16 protein-coding genes are annotated in these 15,066 nt (G+C 49.0%); 9 read left to right on the top strand and 7 right to left on the bottom strand.

The features are described 5' to 3' along the window. Positions 1 to 26: 26 nt before the first annotated feature. The 4 genes from topB to TY03_RS07595 are packed head-to-tail and all read right to left on the bottom strand — an operon-like array spanning position 27 to position 4,546. Positions 27 to 2,114 carry a type IA DNA topoisomerase gene (gene topB, locus TY03_RS07610; RefSeq protein WP_004291456.1) on the bottom strand — a complete coding sequence of 696 codons (2,088 nt, stop codon included), beginning with the start codon at positions 2,112 to 2,114 and terminating at the stop codon, positions 27 to 29. Positions 2,115 to 2,174: 60 nt separating this feature from the next. Continuing rightward, the gene (locus tag TY03_RS07605) at positions 2,175 to 3,746 is read right to left on the bottom strand and encodes a DUF3945 domain-containing protein (RefSeq protein ID WP_004291455.1); all 1,572 of its coding nucleotides are present in this window, start codon (positions 3,744 to 3,746) and stop codon (positions 2,175 to 2,177) included. 20 nt (positions 3,747 to 3,766) lie between these two features. Continuing rightward, complete coding sequence (locus TY03_RS07600; RefSeq protein WP_004291454.1) at positions 3,767 to 4,117, bottom strand: helix-turn-helix domain-containing protein; 351 nt, start codon at positions 4,115 to 4,117, stop codon at positions 3,767 to 3,769. Between the two features lie 3 nt (positions 4,118 to 4,120). Next, positions 4,121 to 4,546, bottom strand: a complete 426-nt coding sequence (locus tag TY03_RS07595; protein ID WP_004291432.1) for a helix-turn-helix domain-containing protein — start codon at positions 4,544 to 4,546, stop codon at positions 4,121 to 4,123. Between the two features lie 138 nt (positions 4,547 to 4,684). Here TY03_RS07595 and TY03_RS07590 point away from each other — a divergent pair, with 138 nt between their 5' ends. Together TY03_RS07590 and TY03_RS07585 are read left to right on the top strand one after the other, a co-directional pair. Beyond that, on the top strand, positions 4,685 to 4,984 hold the full coding sequence (locus tag TY03_RS07590) for a helix-turn-helix domain-containing protein (RefSeq protein ID WP_004291426.1): 300 nt from the start codon (positions 4,685 to 4,687) through the stop codon (positions 4,982 to 4,984). Between the two features lie 31 nt (positions 4,985 to 5,015). Beyond that, the gene (locus tag TY03_RS07585; RefSeq protein ID WP_004291424.1) at positions 5,016 to 5,321 is read left to right on the top strand and encodes a helix-turn-helix domain-containing protein; all 306 of its coding nucleotides are present in this window, start codon (positions 5,016 to 5,018) and stop codon (positions 5,319 to 5,321) included. Positions 5,322 to 5,398: 77 nt separating this feature from the next. Here the strand turns inward: TY03_RS07585 and TY03_RS07580 are convergent, their stop codons facing one another. Beyond that, positions 5,399 to 5,761 carry a hypothetical protein gene (locus TY03_RS07580; protein ID WP_004291423.1) on the bottom strand — a complete coding sequence of 121 codons (363 nt, stop codon included), beginning with the start codon at positions 5,759 to 5,761 and terminating at the stop codon, positions 5,399 to 5,401. Between the two features lie 11 nt (positions 5,762 to 5,772). Further along, on the bottom strand, positions 5,773 to 7,008 hold the full coding sequence (locus tag TY03_RS07575) for a site-specific integrase (RefSeq protein ID WP_004291422.1): 1,236 nt from the start codon (positions 7,006 to 7,008) through the stop codon (positions 5,773 to 5,775). Positions 7,009 to 7,367: 359 nt separating this feature from the next. Here TY03_RS07575 and TY03_RS07570 point away from each other — a divergent pair, with 359 nt between their 5' ends. Together TY03_RS07570 and meaB are read left to right on the top strand one after the other, a co-directional pair. Further along, positions 7,368 to 8,441 (top strand): DUF1573 domain-containing protein, encoded by a 1,074-nt coding sequence (locus TY03_RS07570; RefSeq protein ID WP_042368694.1) that lies wholly within the window; start codon positions 7,368 to 7,370, stop codon positions 8,439 to 8,441. Between the two features lie 52 nt (positions 8,442 to 8,493). After that, positions 8,494 to 9,585: a methylmalonyl Co-A mutase-associated GTPase MeaB gene (meaB, locus tag TY03_RS07565; protein ID WP_042368692.1), complete on the top strand. Its 1,092-nt coding sequence runs from the start codon at positions 8,494 to 8,496 to the stop codon at positions 9,583 to 9,585. Positions 9,586 to 9,628: 43 nt separating this feature from the next. Here the strand turns inward: meaB and TY03_RS07560 are convergent, their stop codons facing one another. Continuing rightward, positions 9,629 to 10,540, bottom strand: coding sequence for a DMT family transporter (locus TY03_RS07560; RefSeq protein ID WP_042368690.1), 912 nt, complete (start codon positions 10,538 to 10,540; stop codon positions 9,629 to 9,631). A 90-nt stretch (positions 10,541 to 10,630) separates the two neighbouring features. Here TY03_RS07560 and TY03_RS07555 point away from each other — a divergent pair, with 90 nt between their 5' ends. The 5 genes from TY03_RS07555 to TY03_RS07535 all read left to right on the top strand — a co-directional run bounded on the left by TY03_RS07555 (position 10,631) and on the right by TY03_RS07535 (position 15,057). Beyond that, positions 10,631 to 11,467 (top strand): AAA family ATPase, encoded by an 837-nt coding sequence (locus TY03_RS07555; protein ID WP_042368688.1) that lies wholly within the window; start codon positions 10,631 to 10,633, stop codon positions 11,465 to 11,467. A gap of 15 nt (positions 11,468 to 11,482) precedes the next feature. Then, positions 11,483 to 12,484, top strand: a complete 1,002-nt coding sequence (locus TY03_RS07550) for a DUF4435 domain-containing protein (RefSeq protein WP_042368687.1) — start codon at positions 11,483 to 11,485, stop codon at positions 12,482 to 12,484. A gap of 2 nt (positions 12,485 to 12,486) precedes the next feature. Further along, entirely contained in the window at positions 12,487 to 13,746 is a 1,260-nt protein-coding gene (locus tag TY03_RS07545) for a mechanosensitive ion channel family protein (RefSeq protein WP_042368685.1), read from the top strand. A 256-nt stretch (positions 13,747 to 14,002) separates the two neighbouring features. Next, entirely contained in the window at positions 14,003 to 14,572 is a 570-nt protein-coding gene (locus tag TY03_RS07540; protein WP_042368683.1) for a Crp/Fnr family transcriptional regulator, read from the top strand. A 71-nt stretch (positions 14,573 to 14,643) separates the two neighbouring features. Next, on the top strand, positions 14,644 to 15,057 hold the full coding sequence (locus TY03_RS07535) for a hypothetical protein (RefSeq protein ID WP_042368681.1): 414 nt from the start codon (positions 14,644 to 14,646) through the stop codon (positions 15,055 to 15,057). Positions 15,058 to 15,066: the final 9 nt, after the last annotated feature.

The raw sequence follows: 15,066 nt of genomic DNA, 5'->3' as shown, positions 1-15,066 counted from the left end.
ACTCTGAACAAGTGGCAAAGTTAATACTATTTCTTCCGTCCTGAAAATTTCTTGTCCTTTTTAGCCTCCGGGAACACAAAAGTCGTGTTATATTCCCCGTCAAAGGCGACAACAGCATCGAAACTCTTGCCCTGTTTGCTCTTGAACCCTTTGAGCAGCTTGGTATGCCCTTCGGTGAGCAGGTCTTTGATTTCATCGTCGGACAGGGTGCGTCCCGCTTTCAGCCGGAACACGGGCAGTCCGCACTCCGTGTTGTCGCAGCGTACCACCTTGCCGTAGAACCGCATCCTGCCCGTGCCACACTTGGGACACGCGCAGCCGGAGTCACGGCTGCCGAAGAGCTTGTCGCACGAGATCAGTTCGGAGGTTATCTCACGTGTGTACGCCTCTATCTCCTTGCGGAAGGTGTCGTCGGACAGTTCCCCGCGCTCGATACGCGCCAGCTCCTTTTCCCATTCGCCCGTCATGGCAACATCGGCGATGCGCATCGTCTTGACGACGGAATTGAGGGCAAGTCCTTTTTCGGTGGGAACAAGCGACTTCTTGCAGCGTTCCATGTAACCGCGCTTGAAAAGCGTTTCGATGATGGAGGCGCGTGTGGCGGGAGTACCGATGCCACAGTCCTTCATCGCCTGCCGCAGTGCGTCGTCCTCAATTTCCTTGCCCGCCGTTTCCATTGCCGAGAGCAGGGTGGCTTCGGTATGCAGCGGCTTGGGTTTGGTCTTTCCTTCGGTAATGGACGAGCCTTTCGGTGTCAGCGTGTCGCCTTCCTGCCAGCCGGGGATGGTAATTTCCTCTTTTTCCTCGCCATAGACGGCACGCCATCCGGTTTGCTTCACGACGCTGCCTTTTACGGTAAACTCCACTCCGGCACATTCCGCCGTGACAGTGGTCACATCCTTGACGCATTTCTCAGAGAATGCCTCGACCATGCGCCCGGCAATCATCTGATAGATGGTATTGTCCTCTTTGGAGAGGAAGAGCGGTTTCTCACCCGTGACGAGCAGGGCATGGTGGTCTGTCACCTTGCCGTCGTCCACGCTGCGGCGTGTCGGGGCGGCTTTTGCCCGCACCTTGTCTTTCCATTCGGGCTGTGTGCCGATGAAAGCGAGCAGTTTGGGAATTTCGGCAAACACGTCTTCGGGGATGTAGCGGCTTCCCGTTCTCGGATAGGTTATCAACTTCTTTTCGTAGAGTTTCTGCGCGATTTCAAGCGTCTGTTCCGCCGTGAAGCCGTGCTTGGCGTTGGCTTCTTTCTGGAGCGTGGTCAGGTCGTAGAGCAAGGGAGTTTCCTCCGTCTTCTCCTTGCGCTCGGCTTTCGTGACAGTGGCGCAACCTGCCGCCTTTACCTTATTATATAGTTCCATCGCCGGTTCTTTCTCTTTCCATTTCTCGGAGGATGAGAATTTCACGACTTCGCCGTCGCAACCGTCCGTTGCGATATGGAGCTGCCAGAATGCTTCGGACGTAAAGCGGCGGTTCTCCCAGTAGCGTTCACATACCATAGCCAACGTTGGTGTCTGCACCCGCCCCACGGAATACGTGCCGTGTCCGGCGGCGATGGATAACGCCTGTGTGCCGTTGATGCCCACGAGCCAGTCGGATTCGCTCCGCGCTTTGGCGGCGAGGTAGAGGTTGTCGTATTTGCTGCCGTCTTCGAGTTTCCGCAGTCCCTCGCGGATAGCTTTGTCGGTGAGAGAGCTGATCCACAGGCGCACGAAAGGAGTGGTGCAACCCGTATAGTGGTAGAGGTAGCGGAAGATAAGCTCTCCCTCGCGTCCGGCATCGGTCGCCACGATGATATGTTCGCTTGTGTCGAACAGTCTTTTGATGACTTTTATCTGCGACACCACGCCGCTGTCGGGCTTGTAACCTTTCTCCGTCCTGACCTGACGGGGGACGAGCGTGAATGTGTCGGGAATAATCGGGAGGTTGTCACGGACAAATCCGCGCACGCCGTAGCCGTCGGGCATGGCAAGCTGAACGAGGTGTCCGAATGCCCATGTCACGGCATAACCGCCTCCCTCGAAATATCCTTCCTCTCTCTTTGTCGCGCCCACGATGCGGGCGATTTCACGTGCCACGGAGGGCTTTTCTGCAATGATTGTCTTCATGTCTTCTTCTTTTTTGTTGATACTTTGGATTTTATTTTGGATTCAGTGGCGGACACGGGATTACATTTTCATGCCCTTGCCCGTTTTCTTCTGCGGCTTCTCCTGCTGCTGTTGCTGGCGGGCGTCCTTCGGGTTGGTCTGACCTTTCTGCAACGGCTCTCTCAGATTCTTTGTAGCCTCGTTGGTCTTGCCATCGTTGTTCACCGCCACCTGCGTGCGGCTCTCGTTGGACGGAGCAACCTGCTGTGCATTGTCAGGGTTCGTGTCGTAGCGGTACGGGCGTCCCTTCTCCGGGTTGAACTTGATATACATCGTGGCATGGAAGCCCTGCTTGTCGGTCACGTTCTCCAGCTTCACGGCTTTACCCGCCACATAGTCGGCTTTCTGCTGGTCGGTGAAGCTCACGCCGCTCCATTTGCTGATGGGGCGGATGCTGCCGTCCTCGTTCGTCCACGTGTTGCGGCGTTGCTCCTTCTTGGTCTGTGCGGCATTTTCCCCGCCCTGCGCCTGACTTTTCGATGTGTCGCCTTTGGTTTCCTGTGTCTGTGCGGTACGGGGCGACTTGCCGGTTCCCGGCACGAACTCCACGCCGCGCTGCTCCACGTTCACTTGCAGGGTGGTGACGAACTTTCTGCCGTCGTTGCGCTCGATGAGCTTGTCGCGTACGGGCAGTCCGGCGCGGAGCATGTCCCGCTCCTGCGTGGTGATTTCCGTCTTGCCGATGCGCTCCGGGATGCGCACCCTGCTTGCCGGAATGTCCGTGATTTCATTCGTCTTGCGGTCGATGCTGATGTAGGAGGGGATGATCTCGCCCGTTTCCCTGTCCACAATGTCCACGACCCTACCGAGATTGCCCGTTTCGCGGAGGTTCTTCCGGTCATTGTCGGAGAATTTGTGTTCCTTGTACTCATCCAGCTTCTGCTCCTTGCGGATGAAGTGCGGCACGAGGCTGATGTTTCCCTCACCGTCCTTCTTGAAGGAGAGGCGGGCGTCCAGCTCGAATGATTCGCCGCCGAAGGTCGGTTTGACCTTTACCAAGTCGGACTTGCCATAGTTGAGCATCTTCGTAAGGTCGCCGGACTTTTCAAGGTTGTCCCGCTTTACGCCCCATCTGTCCTCCAGCTCCTGCCAGTTGATTTTACTCTCGTCGATGGGCTGGTAGCCACGTTTGCCCTGCATCTGTTCGGATTTGTCCTGTTGCTGTTCTTTCCGTTGTTCCATGTTCTCCTGTTTTTGAGGTTCTTGTTTCTCTGTCTGTTGTGCTGCCATCTCTTCCTGCACCTTCTTCTCATAGTCGGAGGTGTCCACCTTGTGAGGGGCGAGCAGCTCCTTGTTCGCTTCGGGGTCTTTCAGCAGTTGCTTCATCACCTCTAAGAGATTTTCAGCTTGGTCTGCCGCAATGCGGTAGAAACCGAAGCGGCTGGGTTCCTTGCACTGCCGGAAGAAGTTCTTGAAGAAGTTGTCCAGCACGTCGCCATGTCGGTCGAATTGCAGGAAACTCTGCGCGTTCTCCGCTTTTGCGGGGGTGCGCTTGGGTGTGCCGTCCGCGTTCAGCCCGGCTACCACGCTGATCTCGCCTGTCTTCTCGTCACGGACTACCAGCACGTCCTTTTCGTCTTTTTTCTTTGCCATCTGAAAAATGTTTTAATGGGTTATTTATGAAAGAAATTATGGATACGAGCCTTGTAGAAGGCTATATCTTCCTTTTTGAAGTCCTTGATATGGTTGGAAAGGAATGTCAGCACGTCCTCCTCGCTGTAATAGGTCTTCTTGCCCAGCGTCTTGTAGGGCAATGCGCCTACGCTGCGGTAGCGTTGGAGGGTGCGTTTGCTTATCTGGAGCAACATGCACAAATCCTGATTGTCGAAAAGGCGGATGCTTTCCGTGATAGTGGGCTGTTTCCCCTCAGCCTTCATCGCCAGCAGCAGTTCGTCCTGACGGTCGAGCCGTTCCATCAGCTTCTGCATCCAGCCCTCGAAGTTGTTTCGTGTGAGCAGTTCCATGACCTATGTCCTCCTTCCTTTTGGTTTGCCGCCCGTGCGCAGCGTGTGGTTGTGGAACAGGGTGTCTATTGTCCCTTCCTCGTTCCTTACTGTGTTGTCCTCCAATAGCCGCAGTATCTCGGAAAGGCGGTAGCGGCAGCTTCCGCGTACCACCACATACTCGATACGGTGGTCGGTGCGCATACGCTGCATGGTGCGCTTGCTCACGTTGAGCATCTTCGCCGCCTGTGCCGTGTCAAGCAGCTTGTCTTCGGTTTCCCGCTTCCGTTTCTTCTCGTCCCTTGCCTCGCGGATGTACCCTGCGATGTTCGCAATCTGCGCCATCATCTCCTTGTAGGCGGAACTTTCCATTGTTATCACTTTCATGTTCAGTCCTTTCTTTTTGTTTCTGCGACAAAATTCGGCAATAAACAAAAGGGGCTTTAACAACTCACTACGTGACTCACGTAAGATTTTTGCGGAAGATGGCTCCGTAACCCGGTCAAACGGCGCAACAGGCAGCCTTTCAGCGGAAAACGATACGTCTTGTATGCCGTTTCGTTACCTTTGCGGCAAACTCTAAATGACATGAATATGGAAATAGTATCTATCGAGAAAAAGACTTTCGAGATGATGGTGGCGGCATTCGGCGCACTCTCGGAGAAGGTCGCCGCCCTGAGGCGCAAAAGCGACACGGGGCGCATGGAAAGATGGCTCACGGGCGAGGAGGTCTGCGGGCAGTTGAGAATAAGCCCGCGCACGTTGCAGACGCTGCGTGACAGGCGGCTTATCGGCTACTCGCAGATAAACCGCAGGTTCTATTACAAGCCAGAGGAGGTGAAGCGGCTGATACCGCTTGTCGGCACGCTCTATCCGCACGGCAGATGATTTGATTTATTCACCCACTGAATCCGAAGTTATGATGAACGAGAACAACGATGTTTTTACGATGGAAGACGAGCCGATAGCCTCTGTGGTGCAGGATATGCGCAAAGGCTCGAAATGGCTGTCCGCATTTCTGGAAAGCTACCGTCCTCCGCTGGACGGGGAACGTTACCTGACGGACGGCGAGGTGTCGGAACTGCTCCGTGTGAGCCGGCGCACCTTGCAGGAATACCGCAACAACCGCGTGTTGCCCTTCATACTTTTGGGAGGGAAGGTGCTTTACCCGGAAACGGGGCTGCGCGGGGTACTGGAAGCGAACTACCGCAAGCCGCTGGAGTGAGGCGGTTTCATGAAAAAGTAAACGGGTGACACCTTTTGTGGTGCTACCCGTTTACTTGTCTTATGGGGTATGTGCAATCAGCAATACCCGGCTTTTCCGTTCTGTATGAACATCACGTATGTCTGCCGTTTCTCTTGTGAGAGTGCCTTTCCCACCAGCCATGTGCGGAACAGGTGGGTGTTGTAGGTATTCACCCTGAAAGCGACCGGGATGATGATTTCAAGGGCGTACACGTCCGCGTGCAGCCCGTTTTCAAGCTGCATGTAGCGGCACACCTCGTAGTCGTTCAGCACGTCCGACTTGCGGACGGCTCTGATGGCGGCGTTCACTGCCGGGACGGTCGTATGGAACAATCCGGCTATTTCGGTGGCGGTCATCCACACGTCGTTACCGGTTACGCTGACTGCCTTGTCCTCGATGATGATTGTGTCACGTTTCATGGCTTTTCTTTTTAGATGGTGCAACCTGCAAATTCCTCGACGCCGTTCAATCTTGCGGCAAGGTTCTCCATGTCCTGATTGAGCTTCTCTTTGGTTATCTTTGCGTAAATCTGCGTCGTCTTTATGCTCTTGTGTCCGAGCATGGAGCTGACCGTTTCGATGGGAACACCGTTGGAGAGGAATATCGTCGTGGCTGCCGTGTGGCGGCTCTGATGCCACGTGATATGCTTGGTGATGCCGCAACGCTTGGCGACGGCACGGATACCGGCAAGGCACGTGTTATAATGCGGAACGGGAAATATCCTGCCGTCCCCGCACAGTCCCCGGTATTTGCCGATTATGCGGTTGGCGATGTCGAGCAGGCGGATGTTGGACACCACGCCCGTTTTCTGGCGGTTGATGTTTATCCACTCGTGTTCGTCGAAGTAGGTGCGGATATTCTCTTCCGTAAGGTTGCGCATATCCGCGAACGACAGCCCCGTGAAGGCGCAGAACAGGTAGAGGTCGCGGTACAATTCCTGTTTGGCGTTTTTCAGTTTCCCCTCCATCAGCAGGCGGATCTCATCTTTGGTCAGGAAACTGCGTGTTGTTTCCTCCTTCTTGATTTCATACTCGCGGAACGGGTCGCGCGTCAGCCACTCGTTGTTGATGGCGATGAATACCATCGTCCGTAACGGGCAGACGTACAGCCACACGGTATTGGTGCAGCAGTGCTTGTCCGTGCGCAGGAACATCTCGAAGTCGGAGATGAAAGCCGGGGTAAGCTCTTTTAGGGCGATGTCCTTCACATGGTAGCGGATGTCGAGGAACTCTTGCATGTGCTTGTAAACGGTGCGGTACTTCAGCAGCGTGCCTTTGGCTTTCATGCCTGCCTCCACCTGCTTCTCGTAGTCCTCGTTGTGCTGGCGGAACACCTGCATCAGCGTGTGGTAGCGGTGTTCCAGTCCGAGAAAGGCGTTCTTCACCTTCTCCGCCGTGACGAAGTTGTCACGCTCCATGATTTCCTGATAATGCCTGTTGATGCGTACCCGCATCTTGTCAAGCATACGGTTCGTTTCGAGTGCCGCCGTGCTTCTGCCCGTGACACGTCCACCTTTGGTGTCCCACAGTTTCGGATCGACAGTCAGTTTGCAGCTGAACTGTGTCTGGCTGCCGTCCACCGTGATGCGTCCCATGACGGGAACTGTCCCGTCCTTTTTCACTACCTGACGCTTGAGGTAGTAGATTACTGAAAATGTACTCTTCATTGTCCTTAATTTTTGGGTTTCAAAATTAGTTGGTGAAGAGTCCGGTGTTGGTACGCAAAACGGGGAGGAACGGCGCAATCTTTTTCCGTAACCTGATTTTTCGCATGAGTTATGGATAACTCACTATTCCTTAGAGCCTTGTTTCGCTATTCGTACCCGTTTGTCGCATTTTCGGGCATGGTTACGAACAAGTAACGTAGCGGCGTCAGGATTTGGCTTCGGCAGGGATTGTAATGGCTTCACGGATTATCGCCACTTCAACCAAAACCCTTGTAACTCAATTCTATCACTATATCTTTCCGCATTTCACTTTTTTGTAGTAACTTTGCCTCTCTAAACAATAAAACGAAACTAACTACATGAAATATAATCGTATTCTCGCTCTGTTTGCTTTTACCTTTGTGGGTGCAGTAATGGCTTTGGCACAGCCTCGTATCTCGTCAAACAAAGAAACTCACAATTTTGGGCAGATAGAATGGAAACGTCCGGTTACGGTAGAGTATACCATTACGAATACAGGTGATAAACCGTTGGTGCTAACCAACGTAACCACCTCGTGTGCCTGTTCGGTAGCTTCTTGGACGAAAACACCCATTGCACCCGGTGCAAAGGGAGCGATAACTGCCTCGTTTGATGCCAAAGCATTGGGGCGTTTCGAGAAAACAATCGGTATCTACAGCAATGCACAACCCGAGTTGGTGTATCTTAAATTTGCCGGCGAGGTAGTGCAAGAGGTCAAAGACTTCACCAAAACCCATCCGCATGTGATCGGTAACATTCGTACCGACTTAACCGAAATTGCTTTCCCCGAAGTTCATCGCGGCGAGCAGCCTTCGATTACGTTCAGTGTGGTCAATCTCTCAGATCGCCCTTACGAACCGGTATTGATGCACTTGCCCCCTTATCTGAAAATGGAGAAGACCCCCGAAGTACTGCTCAAAGGTAAAAAAGGAACGGTCAAGCTAACTCTCGACTCTAACGGACTGACCGATTTGGGACTCACACAAGCCTCTGTTTACCTGGCACGTTTTGCCGGTGATAAGGTGAGCGATGAGAACGAGATTCCGGTTTCGGCCGTATTGCTTCCCGACTTCTCAAAGATGAGCGAGCAGGATAAAATGAATGCACCTGCCATCCGTTTGTCCGAAACGAACATTAACTTCAGTTCGCGTCTGGCAAAGAGAAGTAAGGCATCGCAAGATATTGTGATCAGTAATACCGGTCGCTCTCCTTTGCAGATCAGCAAGCTTCAAGTGTTTAATCCGGCTGTGGGAGTCAGTTTGAAGAAGACAGTGTTGCAGCCCGGCGAAAGCACGAAGCTACGTGTAACGATTCATAAGCACGAGGTGGCTAAGAAGAAACGTCATTTACGTATTCTGATGATTACAAACGACCCGATGCATCCGAAGGTAGAGATCAACCTCAAGAGATAAGCGGGTGTGATCTGTTCATTCTTAAGTCTTCATTTTAAATTCTTAATTAATCATGGTACATCCCGAAAATAGCGAAGAGTATAAAGGGCTGATAGTGAATAAAGGTATCGAGCAGCCCTCGTCCGTTAATCCTTACCTGAAGCGTACTAAGAAACGTCATCTGTCTGTAGGCGATTACGTGGAAGGAATTATTAAGGGCGATGTAACCACACTGAGTAGAGCTGTGACGCTGGTAGAGAGTGTGAGAACCGAACATCAGGTTATCGCACAGGAGGTCATTGAAAAATGTTTGCCCTATGCAGGCAACTCCGTGCGTATCGGTATCAGCGGCGTCCCCGGTGCGGGTAAGAGTACATCGATCGATGTATTCGGATTGCATGTGCTCCAGCAAGGTGGAAAGTTGGCTGTATTGGCCATTGACCCCAGCAGTGAGCGGAGCAAAGGTAGTATTCTGGGCGATAAAACTCGCATGGAGAAACTCTCGGTACATCCCGACTCCTTTATTCGTCCCAGTCCGTCGGCAGGTTCATTGGGCGGTGTAGCTCGTAAAACACGCGAAACGATTGTGCTTTGCGAAGCTGCCGGTTTTGATAAGATATTTGTTGAAACTGTAGGAGTGGGGCAAAGTGAAACTGCCGTACATTCGATGGTCGATTTCTTTCTCCTCATTCAACTGGCCGGAACGGGCGATGAGCTGCAAGGCATCAAACGAGGCATCATGGAGATGGCCGATGGTATTGTGATCAATAAAGCCGACGGCAATAACATCGATAAAGCCAAACTGGCTGCTTCGCAATTTCGCAATGCGTTGCACCTGTTTCCCGCACCCGAGTCGGGATGGACTCCGCAGGTGCTCACTTATTCGGGGTTCTACAATACGGGAGTTAAAGAGATTTGGGACATGGTTTATCAATACATCGACTTTGTTAAGGCAAACGGCTATTTCGATTTCCGTCGCAACGAACAAAGCAAATACTGGATGTACGAAACCATCAACGAACATCTTCGCGATAGCTTCTATCACAATCCGATGATTGAAAAGATGCTGGGCGAAAGAGAACAACAGGTGCTTGACCGCAACCTAACCTCTTTTGTAGCCGCCAAAAAGCTACTGGATGCTTACTTTGAAGCATTGAAAAAATAAAGAATCAATTACTAAGTAGAACGCAGGCGAAAGATACTGCGTTCTATTTTTTTGCCTTTTCCATATCGGCTTTCGCCTTGCTTTGTGTCACAATCCATACACCCATAAATACAAGTGCAATGGCAATGCCTTTCTGCCAACCGAATGTGCCTACTCCCATAATCACTGCCGCTATCGACGAGATGATGGGCTGCATATAGTTATACATACTCACCACCGTTGGTCGAAGCAACCGTTGAGCCGTCATGATACAGATATAAGCAACGAAGCTACCCCCCAGTACCACATACAATACTTGCCAGATAGCCGGTGTGGAGATGGTACTCCAATCAATCACCGCTATGTCGTGATAGGTAAACGGCAGGTAACACATGGACGCAAATACAAACATCCACTTATTGATGGTGACTGCCGAGTATTGCTGCGTAAGTCCTTTGAATACGGTTAGGTAGATAGAGAAGCTGAGTTGTGCTGCCAAGCAAAGCAAGTCGCCCCAAAGCCCATCGCTTCCGGCACCCGATGTTTGGCTGCTCAGAATCAGTGTCAGCGCACCGATTGCTCCGACTACAATCCCCAATATCTTTTTATTCGTAATAGGCTCTTTTAGGTAGAGTGCCGCTACAATCATAGTGATGATAGGCAAGGTGGTGGTTACAATCGATGCATCGATCGGAGAGGTGAGCGAAAGACCGAAGATAAAAACGCCCTGATTGAAAACCAGTGCAAAGAGCGATGCACAAGCAATGCGCAACATATCCCGTCTGCTTACCTGTTCGTGTTTGCAAAAAAGCGACAACAACCAAAAAGCAATGGCTGCCCCCACCATGCGGAAGGTAGTAAGCGACATGGCCGAAAACTCCTGAAGCGCTGATTTACCGATTGGAGCCATCAATCCCCACATAACATTGGCTGTAAGGGCGAGCAAATGTCCCTTTACATTCTTATCATTACCCATCTTTCTATTCCTTGATTGAAAACTCCGGCAAAGGTAACCAATTTGTCGTTGGAAATGCATATATTTGCCTTAATCTAAAGCATTAGTCTTATGAAGCAACAAGCCAATTACATCAAGCGCATTGAAATCAAAGGATTGTGGGAGCGATACAATATCGCTTGGGATCTACGTCCCGATGTGAACATTCTTTCGGGTATCAACGGAGTAGGTAAAACAACGATTTTAAATCGGTCTGTAAACTACCTGGATGAAATATCGGGCGAGATAACGAGCAATGTAAAGAATGGCGTGCATCTCTTCTTCAACAACCCGCATGCAACTTCTATTTGCTACGATGTGATTCGTAGTTACGATCGCCCCCTGATAATGGGCGACTTTACAGCCCGTATGGCCGATAAGAATGTGAAGTCGGAACTCGATTGGCAACTCTATCTGTTGCAACGCCGGTATCTCGACTATCAAGTCAATATCGGTAACCGGATGATTGAGCTCCTGGGCAGTGGCAATGCAGCCGATCAAGAGCAGGCTGCCTCATTGTCTAAACCCAAACGTATATTTCAGGATTTGATCGATGAGCTATTCAGCTATACCCGTAAACGGATCGACCGCAAGCGAAACGATATAGCCTTTTATCAGGATGATGAGCTGCTGTTTCCTTACAAACTCTCTTCGGGTGAGAAGCAGATGTTGATCATTCTACTCACTGCGCTGGTGCAAGACAATGCCCACTGCGTGCTCTTTATGGACGAACCCGAGGCATCGCTTCACATCGAATGGCAACAGAAACTAATAGCCATGATCCGCGAGTTGAATCCGAATGTTCAGATTATCCTATCCACCCATTCACCTGCCGTTATCATGGAAGGTTGGCTGGATGCAGTGACCGAAGTAAGCGATATCGCCACCCCGATTGCGGGTAATCATTAAGTAATTACGTATACTATGGCAGTTCAACTTCGCGACAATATTACCTCTTCTTATTTTCATGCGGCTCAAAGGCTTTACCCCAAGAAGGCTCGCCGACGAATTGTGGCTTATGTGGAGAGTTACGACGATATTGCCTTTTGGCGTTCGCTGCTCGAAGAGTTCGAAAATGATGAATGTTATTTTCAGGTGATGCTGCCCTCGTCTACTACGTTGTCCAAAGGAAAGAAGATGGTGCTTATGAATACGCTCAACGTAGCCGAACTGGGGAAGAGCCTGATTGCTTGTGTAGATAGTGATTACGACTTTTTATTACAGGGAGTTACCGCTCTTTCACATAAAATCAATGCAAACCGTTACATCTTTCAAACGTATGCTTATGCCATTGAAAATCATCATTGCTATGCCGATAGTTTGCATGAGGTTTGTGTTCAATCGACGTTGAATGATCGGCAACTGATTGACTTCAGAGCCTTCATGACCCGCTATTCGCAGATAGCCTACCCACTTTTTTTGTGGAACATCTGGTTCTATCGTCAGCGCGATACGAATACCTTTAGTATGAGCGATTTTAATTCCTGCACCCGCTTGCTCGATGTCAATGTCCGTCGTCCGGAACTTTGTTTGGAGAAGATGCAACAGAAAGTGAACACCCGTTTGGCGGCATTGAAAGCAGAGTTCCCTCAATGGGCAGACTCTGTGGGTGCTCTGACAAAAGAGATGGAACGACTGGGCTTGGCACCCGATACGACTTATTTGTATATGCAAGGGCACCACATTATGGACAATGTTGTGATGAAGCTTCTTACGCCCGTTTGCACCCTCCTTCGCCGGGAGCGGGAAGAAGAGATAAAACGGTTGGCCACCACCGAAGAGCAGTGTCGGAACGAACTCACCTGCTATCAGAATAGCCAGATAAACGTAGAGATTATGTTACGTAAGAATAGCGCATATAAGTCGTTGTATCTTCATCAATGGCTGCGCGAAGATCTTAAAGAATTTATTGTTCAGAACAAATAGATATGGAACAGATTGTTGAAAAGATAAATGCCATGCTCGTGGCAATGGGGTTAACCCCCTCGTGGGCCGATTCACTGGATCAGGTCATCGCTACCCTGCTTATTATACTTATTGCCTTTATAGCCGATTTGGTTTGTCGGCATATCATACTCAAACTTGTGCATAAGTTGGTAAAGCAGACCAAAGCAACCTGGGATGATATTGTGTTCGACCGCAAAGTAATGATTCACCTCAGCCATTTGGTACCTCCGGTATTGATTTACATTTTTATTCCGATGACTATCGAGAAGGAAGCGACGCTTGATTTCATTCAGCGTATCTGTATGATTTACATCATTGTTGTTTTCTTGCGCTTCATCAGTGTTTTCCTTTCGGCCGTTTACCATGTGTACAACCAACGCGAGCAGTTCCGAGACCGTCCGTTGAAGGGATTGTTGCAAACGGCTCAGGTAACGCTGATCTTTGTCGGAGGTATTGCCATTGTCAGCATTCTAATAAATAAATCGCCCGTTGTTTTACTCACCGGTTTGGGAGCCTCGGCGGCTATTCTTATGCTGGTGTTCAAAGACAGTATCATGGGCTTTGTTTCGGGCATTCAGCTTTCGGCCAATAATATGTTGAAAGTAGGCGACTGGATTGCCATGCCCAAGTACGGAGCTGATGGTACGGTGATCGAAGTAACCCTCAATACGGTCAAAGTGCGTAATTGGGACAATACCATCACCACCATTCCTCCCTATGCCTTGGTAAGCGACTCGTTTCAAAACTGGCGAGGCATGGAAGAGTCGGGTGGCCGACGGGTGAAACGCTCTATCAATATCGACATGAACAGCGTAAAGTTCTGCACCCCTAAGATGCTCGATAAATACCGCAAGATTCGTTTGCTCAAAGACTATATCGAAGAAACCGAACGGGTGGTTACTGCTTACAATAAAGAAAATGGCATTGATAATTCTGTGCTGGTCAACGGTCGTCGGCAAACCAATCTGGGGGTATTTCGCGTCTACCTGAACAATTATTTGCGTAGCCTGCCCAATGTAAACCAAGACATGACCTGCATGGTGCGTCAGCTGCAACCTACCGAGTTGGGTATTCCCCTCGAACTTTATTTTTTCTCTGCTGTAAAGGCGTGGGTACCCTATGAAGGATTGCAGGCCGACGTTTTCGATCATGTACTGGCTATTATCCCCGAATTTGATCTGCACGTATTCCAGAACCCTACGGGCGAGGATTTCAGAAGCTATAAGCAATTAACGTTTTGATCGATGGTGCCGGGAGTTATGTCTGGCTCATGTTTGCAACTACTATAATATTTTAGAATATTATTCTGATTATTAGTATTTTGTGAAACGTAGAATTTAAATAGGGAATGGATAAGAAACGAGCGAACTGCTTTAGCCCTCTGTATGTTTTTCCATTGCTTCAAATAACTTTCCTATAAATATCTTTTTTAAATCTCAATTATCAGCCCACACAACTATCATTTTAGTATCTTTGTATATATAAGTAGATTATGATATGATAAACTTCAATGAATATCTGAATGAGATTGATTTCTCAGAAATCCGAGCATTATGTTTGGAGAAAGGAAAACCTGTTGAGATTAAAAAGAAGGATTATTTTATTCGGCAAGGCGAGTTGAGTAAATATTCTGGTTTTATTGAAAGCGGAATATTTAGATATACCCGTATAGGGAGTGATGGGGATGAACATATAGTCGGTTATAGTTTTCAGAATGATTTTGTATGTGATTATACGGCATTAATAAAGAATTCTCATTCTTGTATTAGTGTTCAAGCTGTTACAGACAGCAAAGTGCATTCATTATCGGTTTACGATTTGCATGATTACTGGGAGATCAGTAAGGATACTCAACGATTAGGTAGATTAATAGCGGAAGAACTTTTTATCGAAATGTATGGAAGGTTGCTTGGCTTTTATTGCGATACCCCAGAGCAGCGTTATATTTCATTACTTAAACGTTGTCCGAATCTACCCCAATATATTACACTCAAAGAAATAGCATCTTTTATTGGTGTGACCCCTGAAACTGTAAGTAATATACGGAGAAAGTTACGACAAAAATGAAAGTCTTGAAATACTTCAAGGCTTTTTTCATCTATCAAGGCTATTTTTGCTGTAAATTTTAATATAGTAAAATGAAAACAAAAAGTTTATTTGGAATACTTATGCTATTCCTACTAACAATTAGCTTTATAAGCTGTGATAAAGACAAAGAAGATGTAGATAAATTGACCCCTGAAGCTCTTTATCAGACTTCATGGCGTGGTACTGGACATTGTGGTGCATGGACGACTATAAAAGACAGAGGTATAGGCATACAATTCATAGATACAAAAAAAGGTAAAGTGAATTGGCAAGACTATGAAGAATTTGATATTACTTATACGATAGAGGGGAAATATATTAGATTTAATGATATTGCCTTTCAACTTGCTGGTGCCCCTTGGGTAATTAAATCTTATACCAAAAATCATATAACCCTCATACAAAATGAGGCAAGTCCCAATAAAGAAGAAATAGCTACAATAGAATTAGATAGAATAGACTAATTATGTAAA

Origin of the sequence: Bacteroides neonati (assembly GCF_000499785.1) — a bacterium.
Taxonomy (GTDB): Bacteria; Bacteroidota; Bacteroidia; order Bacteroidales; family Bacteroidaceae; genus Bacteroides; species Bacteroides neonati.
Note: the sequence above shows the minus strand (reverse complement) of the source record. Positions and strands in the feature narration are given on the sequence as shown.

Bases quoted from the DNA above. Each gene is read 5' to 3' on its own strand.
- topB (WP_004291456.1), bottom strand. From the start codon at position 2,114: ATGAAGACAATCATTGCAGAAAAGCCCTCCGTGGCACGTGAAATCGCC.
- TY03_RS07605 (WP_004291455.1), bottom strand. From the start codon at position 3,746: ATGGCAAAGAAAAAAGACGAAAAGGACGTGCTGGTAGTCCGTGACGAG.
- TY03_RS07600 (WP_004291454.1), bottom strand. From the start codon at position 4,117: ATGGAACTGCTCACACGAAACAACTTCGAGGGCTGGATGCAGAAGCTG.
- TY03_RS07590 (WP_004291426.1), top strand. From the start codon at position 4,685: ATGAATATGGAAATAGTATCTATCGAGAAAAAGACTTTCGAGATGATG.
- TY03_RS07585 (WP_004291424.1), top strand. From the start codon at position 5,016: ATGATGAACGAGAACAACGATGTTTTTACGATGGAAGACGAGCCGATA.
- TY03_RS07580 (WP_004291423.1), bottom strand. From the start codon at position 5,761: ATGAAACGTGACACAATCATCATCGAGGACAAGGCAGTCAGCGTAACC.
- TY03_RS07575 (WP_004291422.1), bottom strand. From the start codon at position 7,008: ATGAAGAGTACATTTTCAGTAATCTACTACCTCAAGCGTCAGGTAGTG.
- TY03_RS07570 (WP_042368694.1), top strand. From the start codon at position 7,368: ATGAAATATAATCGTATTCTCGCTCTGTTTGCTTTTACCTTTGTGGGT.
- meaB (WP_042368692.1), top strand. From the start codon at position 8,494: ATGGTACATCCCGAAAATAGCGAAGAGTATAAAGGGCTGATAGTGAAT.
- TY03_RS07560 (WP_042368690.1), bottom strand. From the start codon at position 10,540: ATGGGTAATGATAAGAATGTAAAGGGACATTTGCTCGCCCTTACAGCC.
- TY03_RS07555 (WP_042368688.1), top strand. From the start codon at position 10,631: ATGAAGCAACAAGCCAATTACATCAAGCGCATTGAAATCAAAGGATTG.
- TY03_RS07550 (WP_042368687.1), top strand. From the start codon at position 11,483: ATGGCAGTTCAACTTCGCGACAATATTACCTCTTCTTATTTTCATGCG.
- TY03_RS07545 (WP_042368685.1), top strand. From the start codon at position 12,487: ATGGAACAGATTGTTGAAAAGATAAATGCCATGCTCGTGGCAATGGGG.
- TY03_RS07540 (WP_042368683.1), top strand. From the start codon at position 14,003: ATGATAAACTTCAATGAATATCTGAATGAGATTGATTTCTCAGAAATC.
- TY03_RS07535 (WP_042368681.1), top strand. From the start codon at position 14,644: ATGAAAACAAAAAGTTTATTTGGAATACTTATGCTATTCCTACTAACA.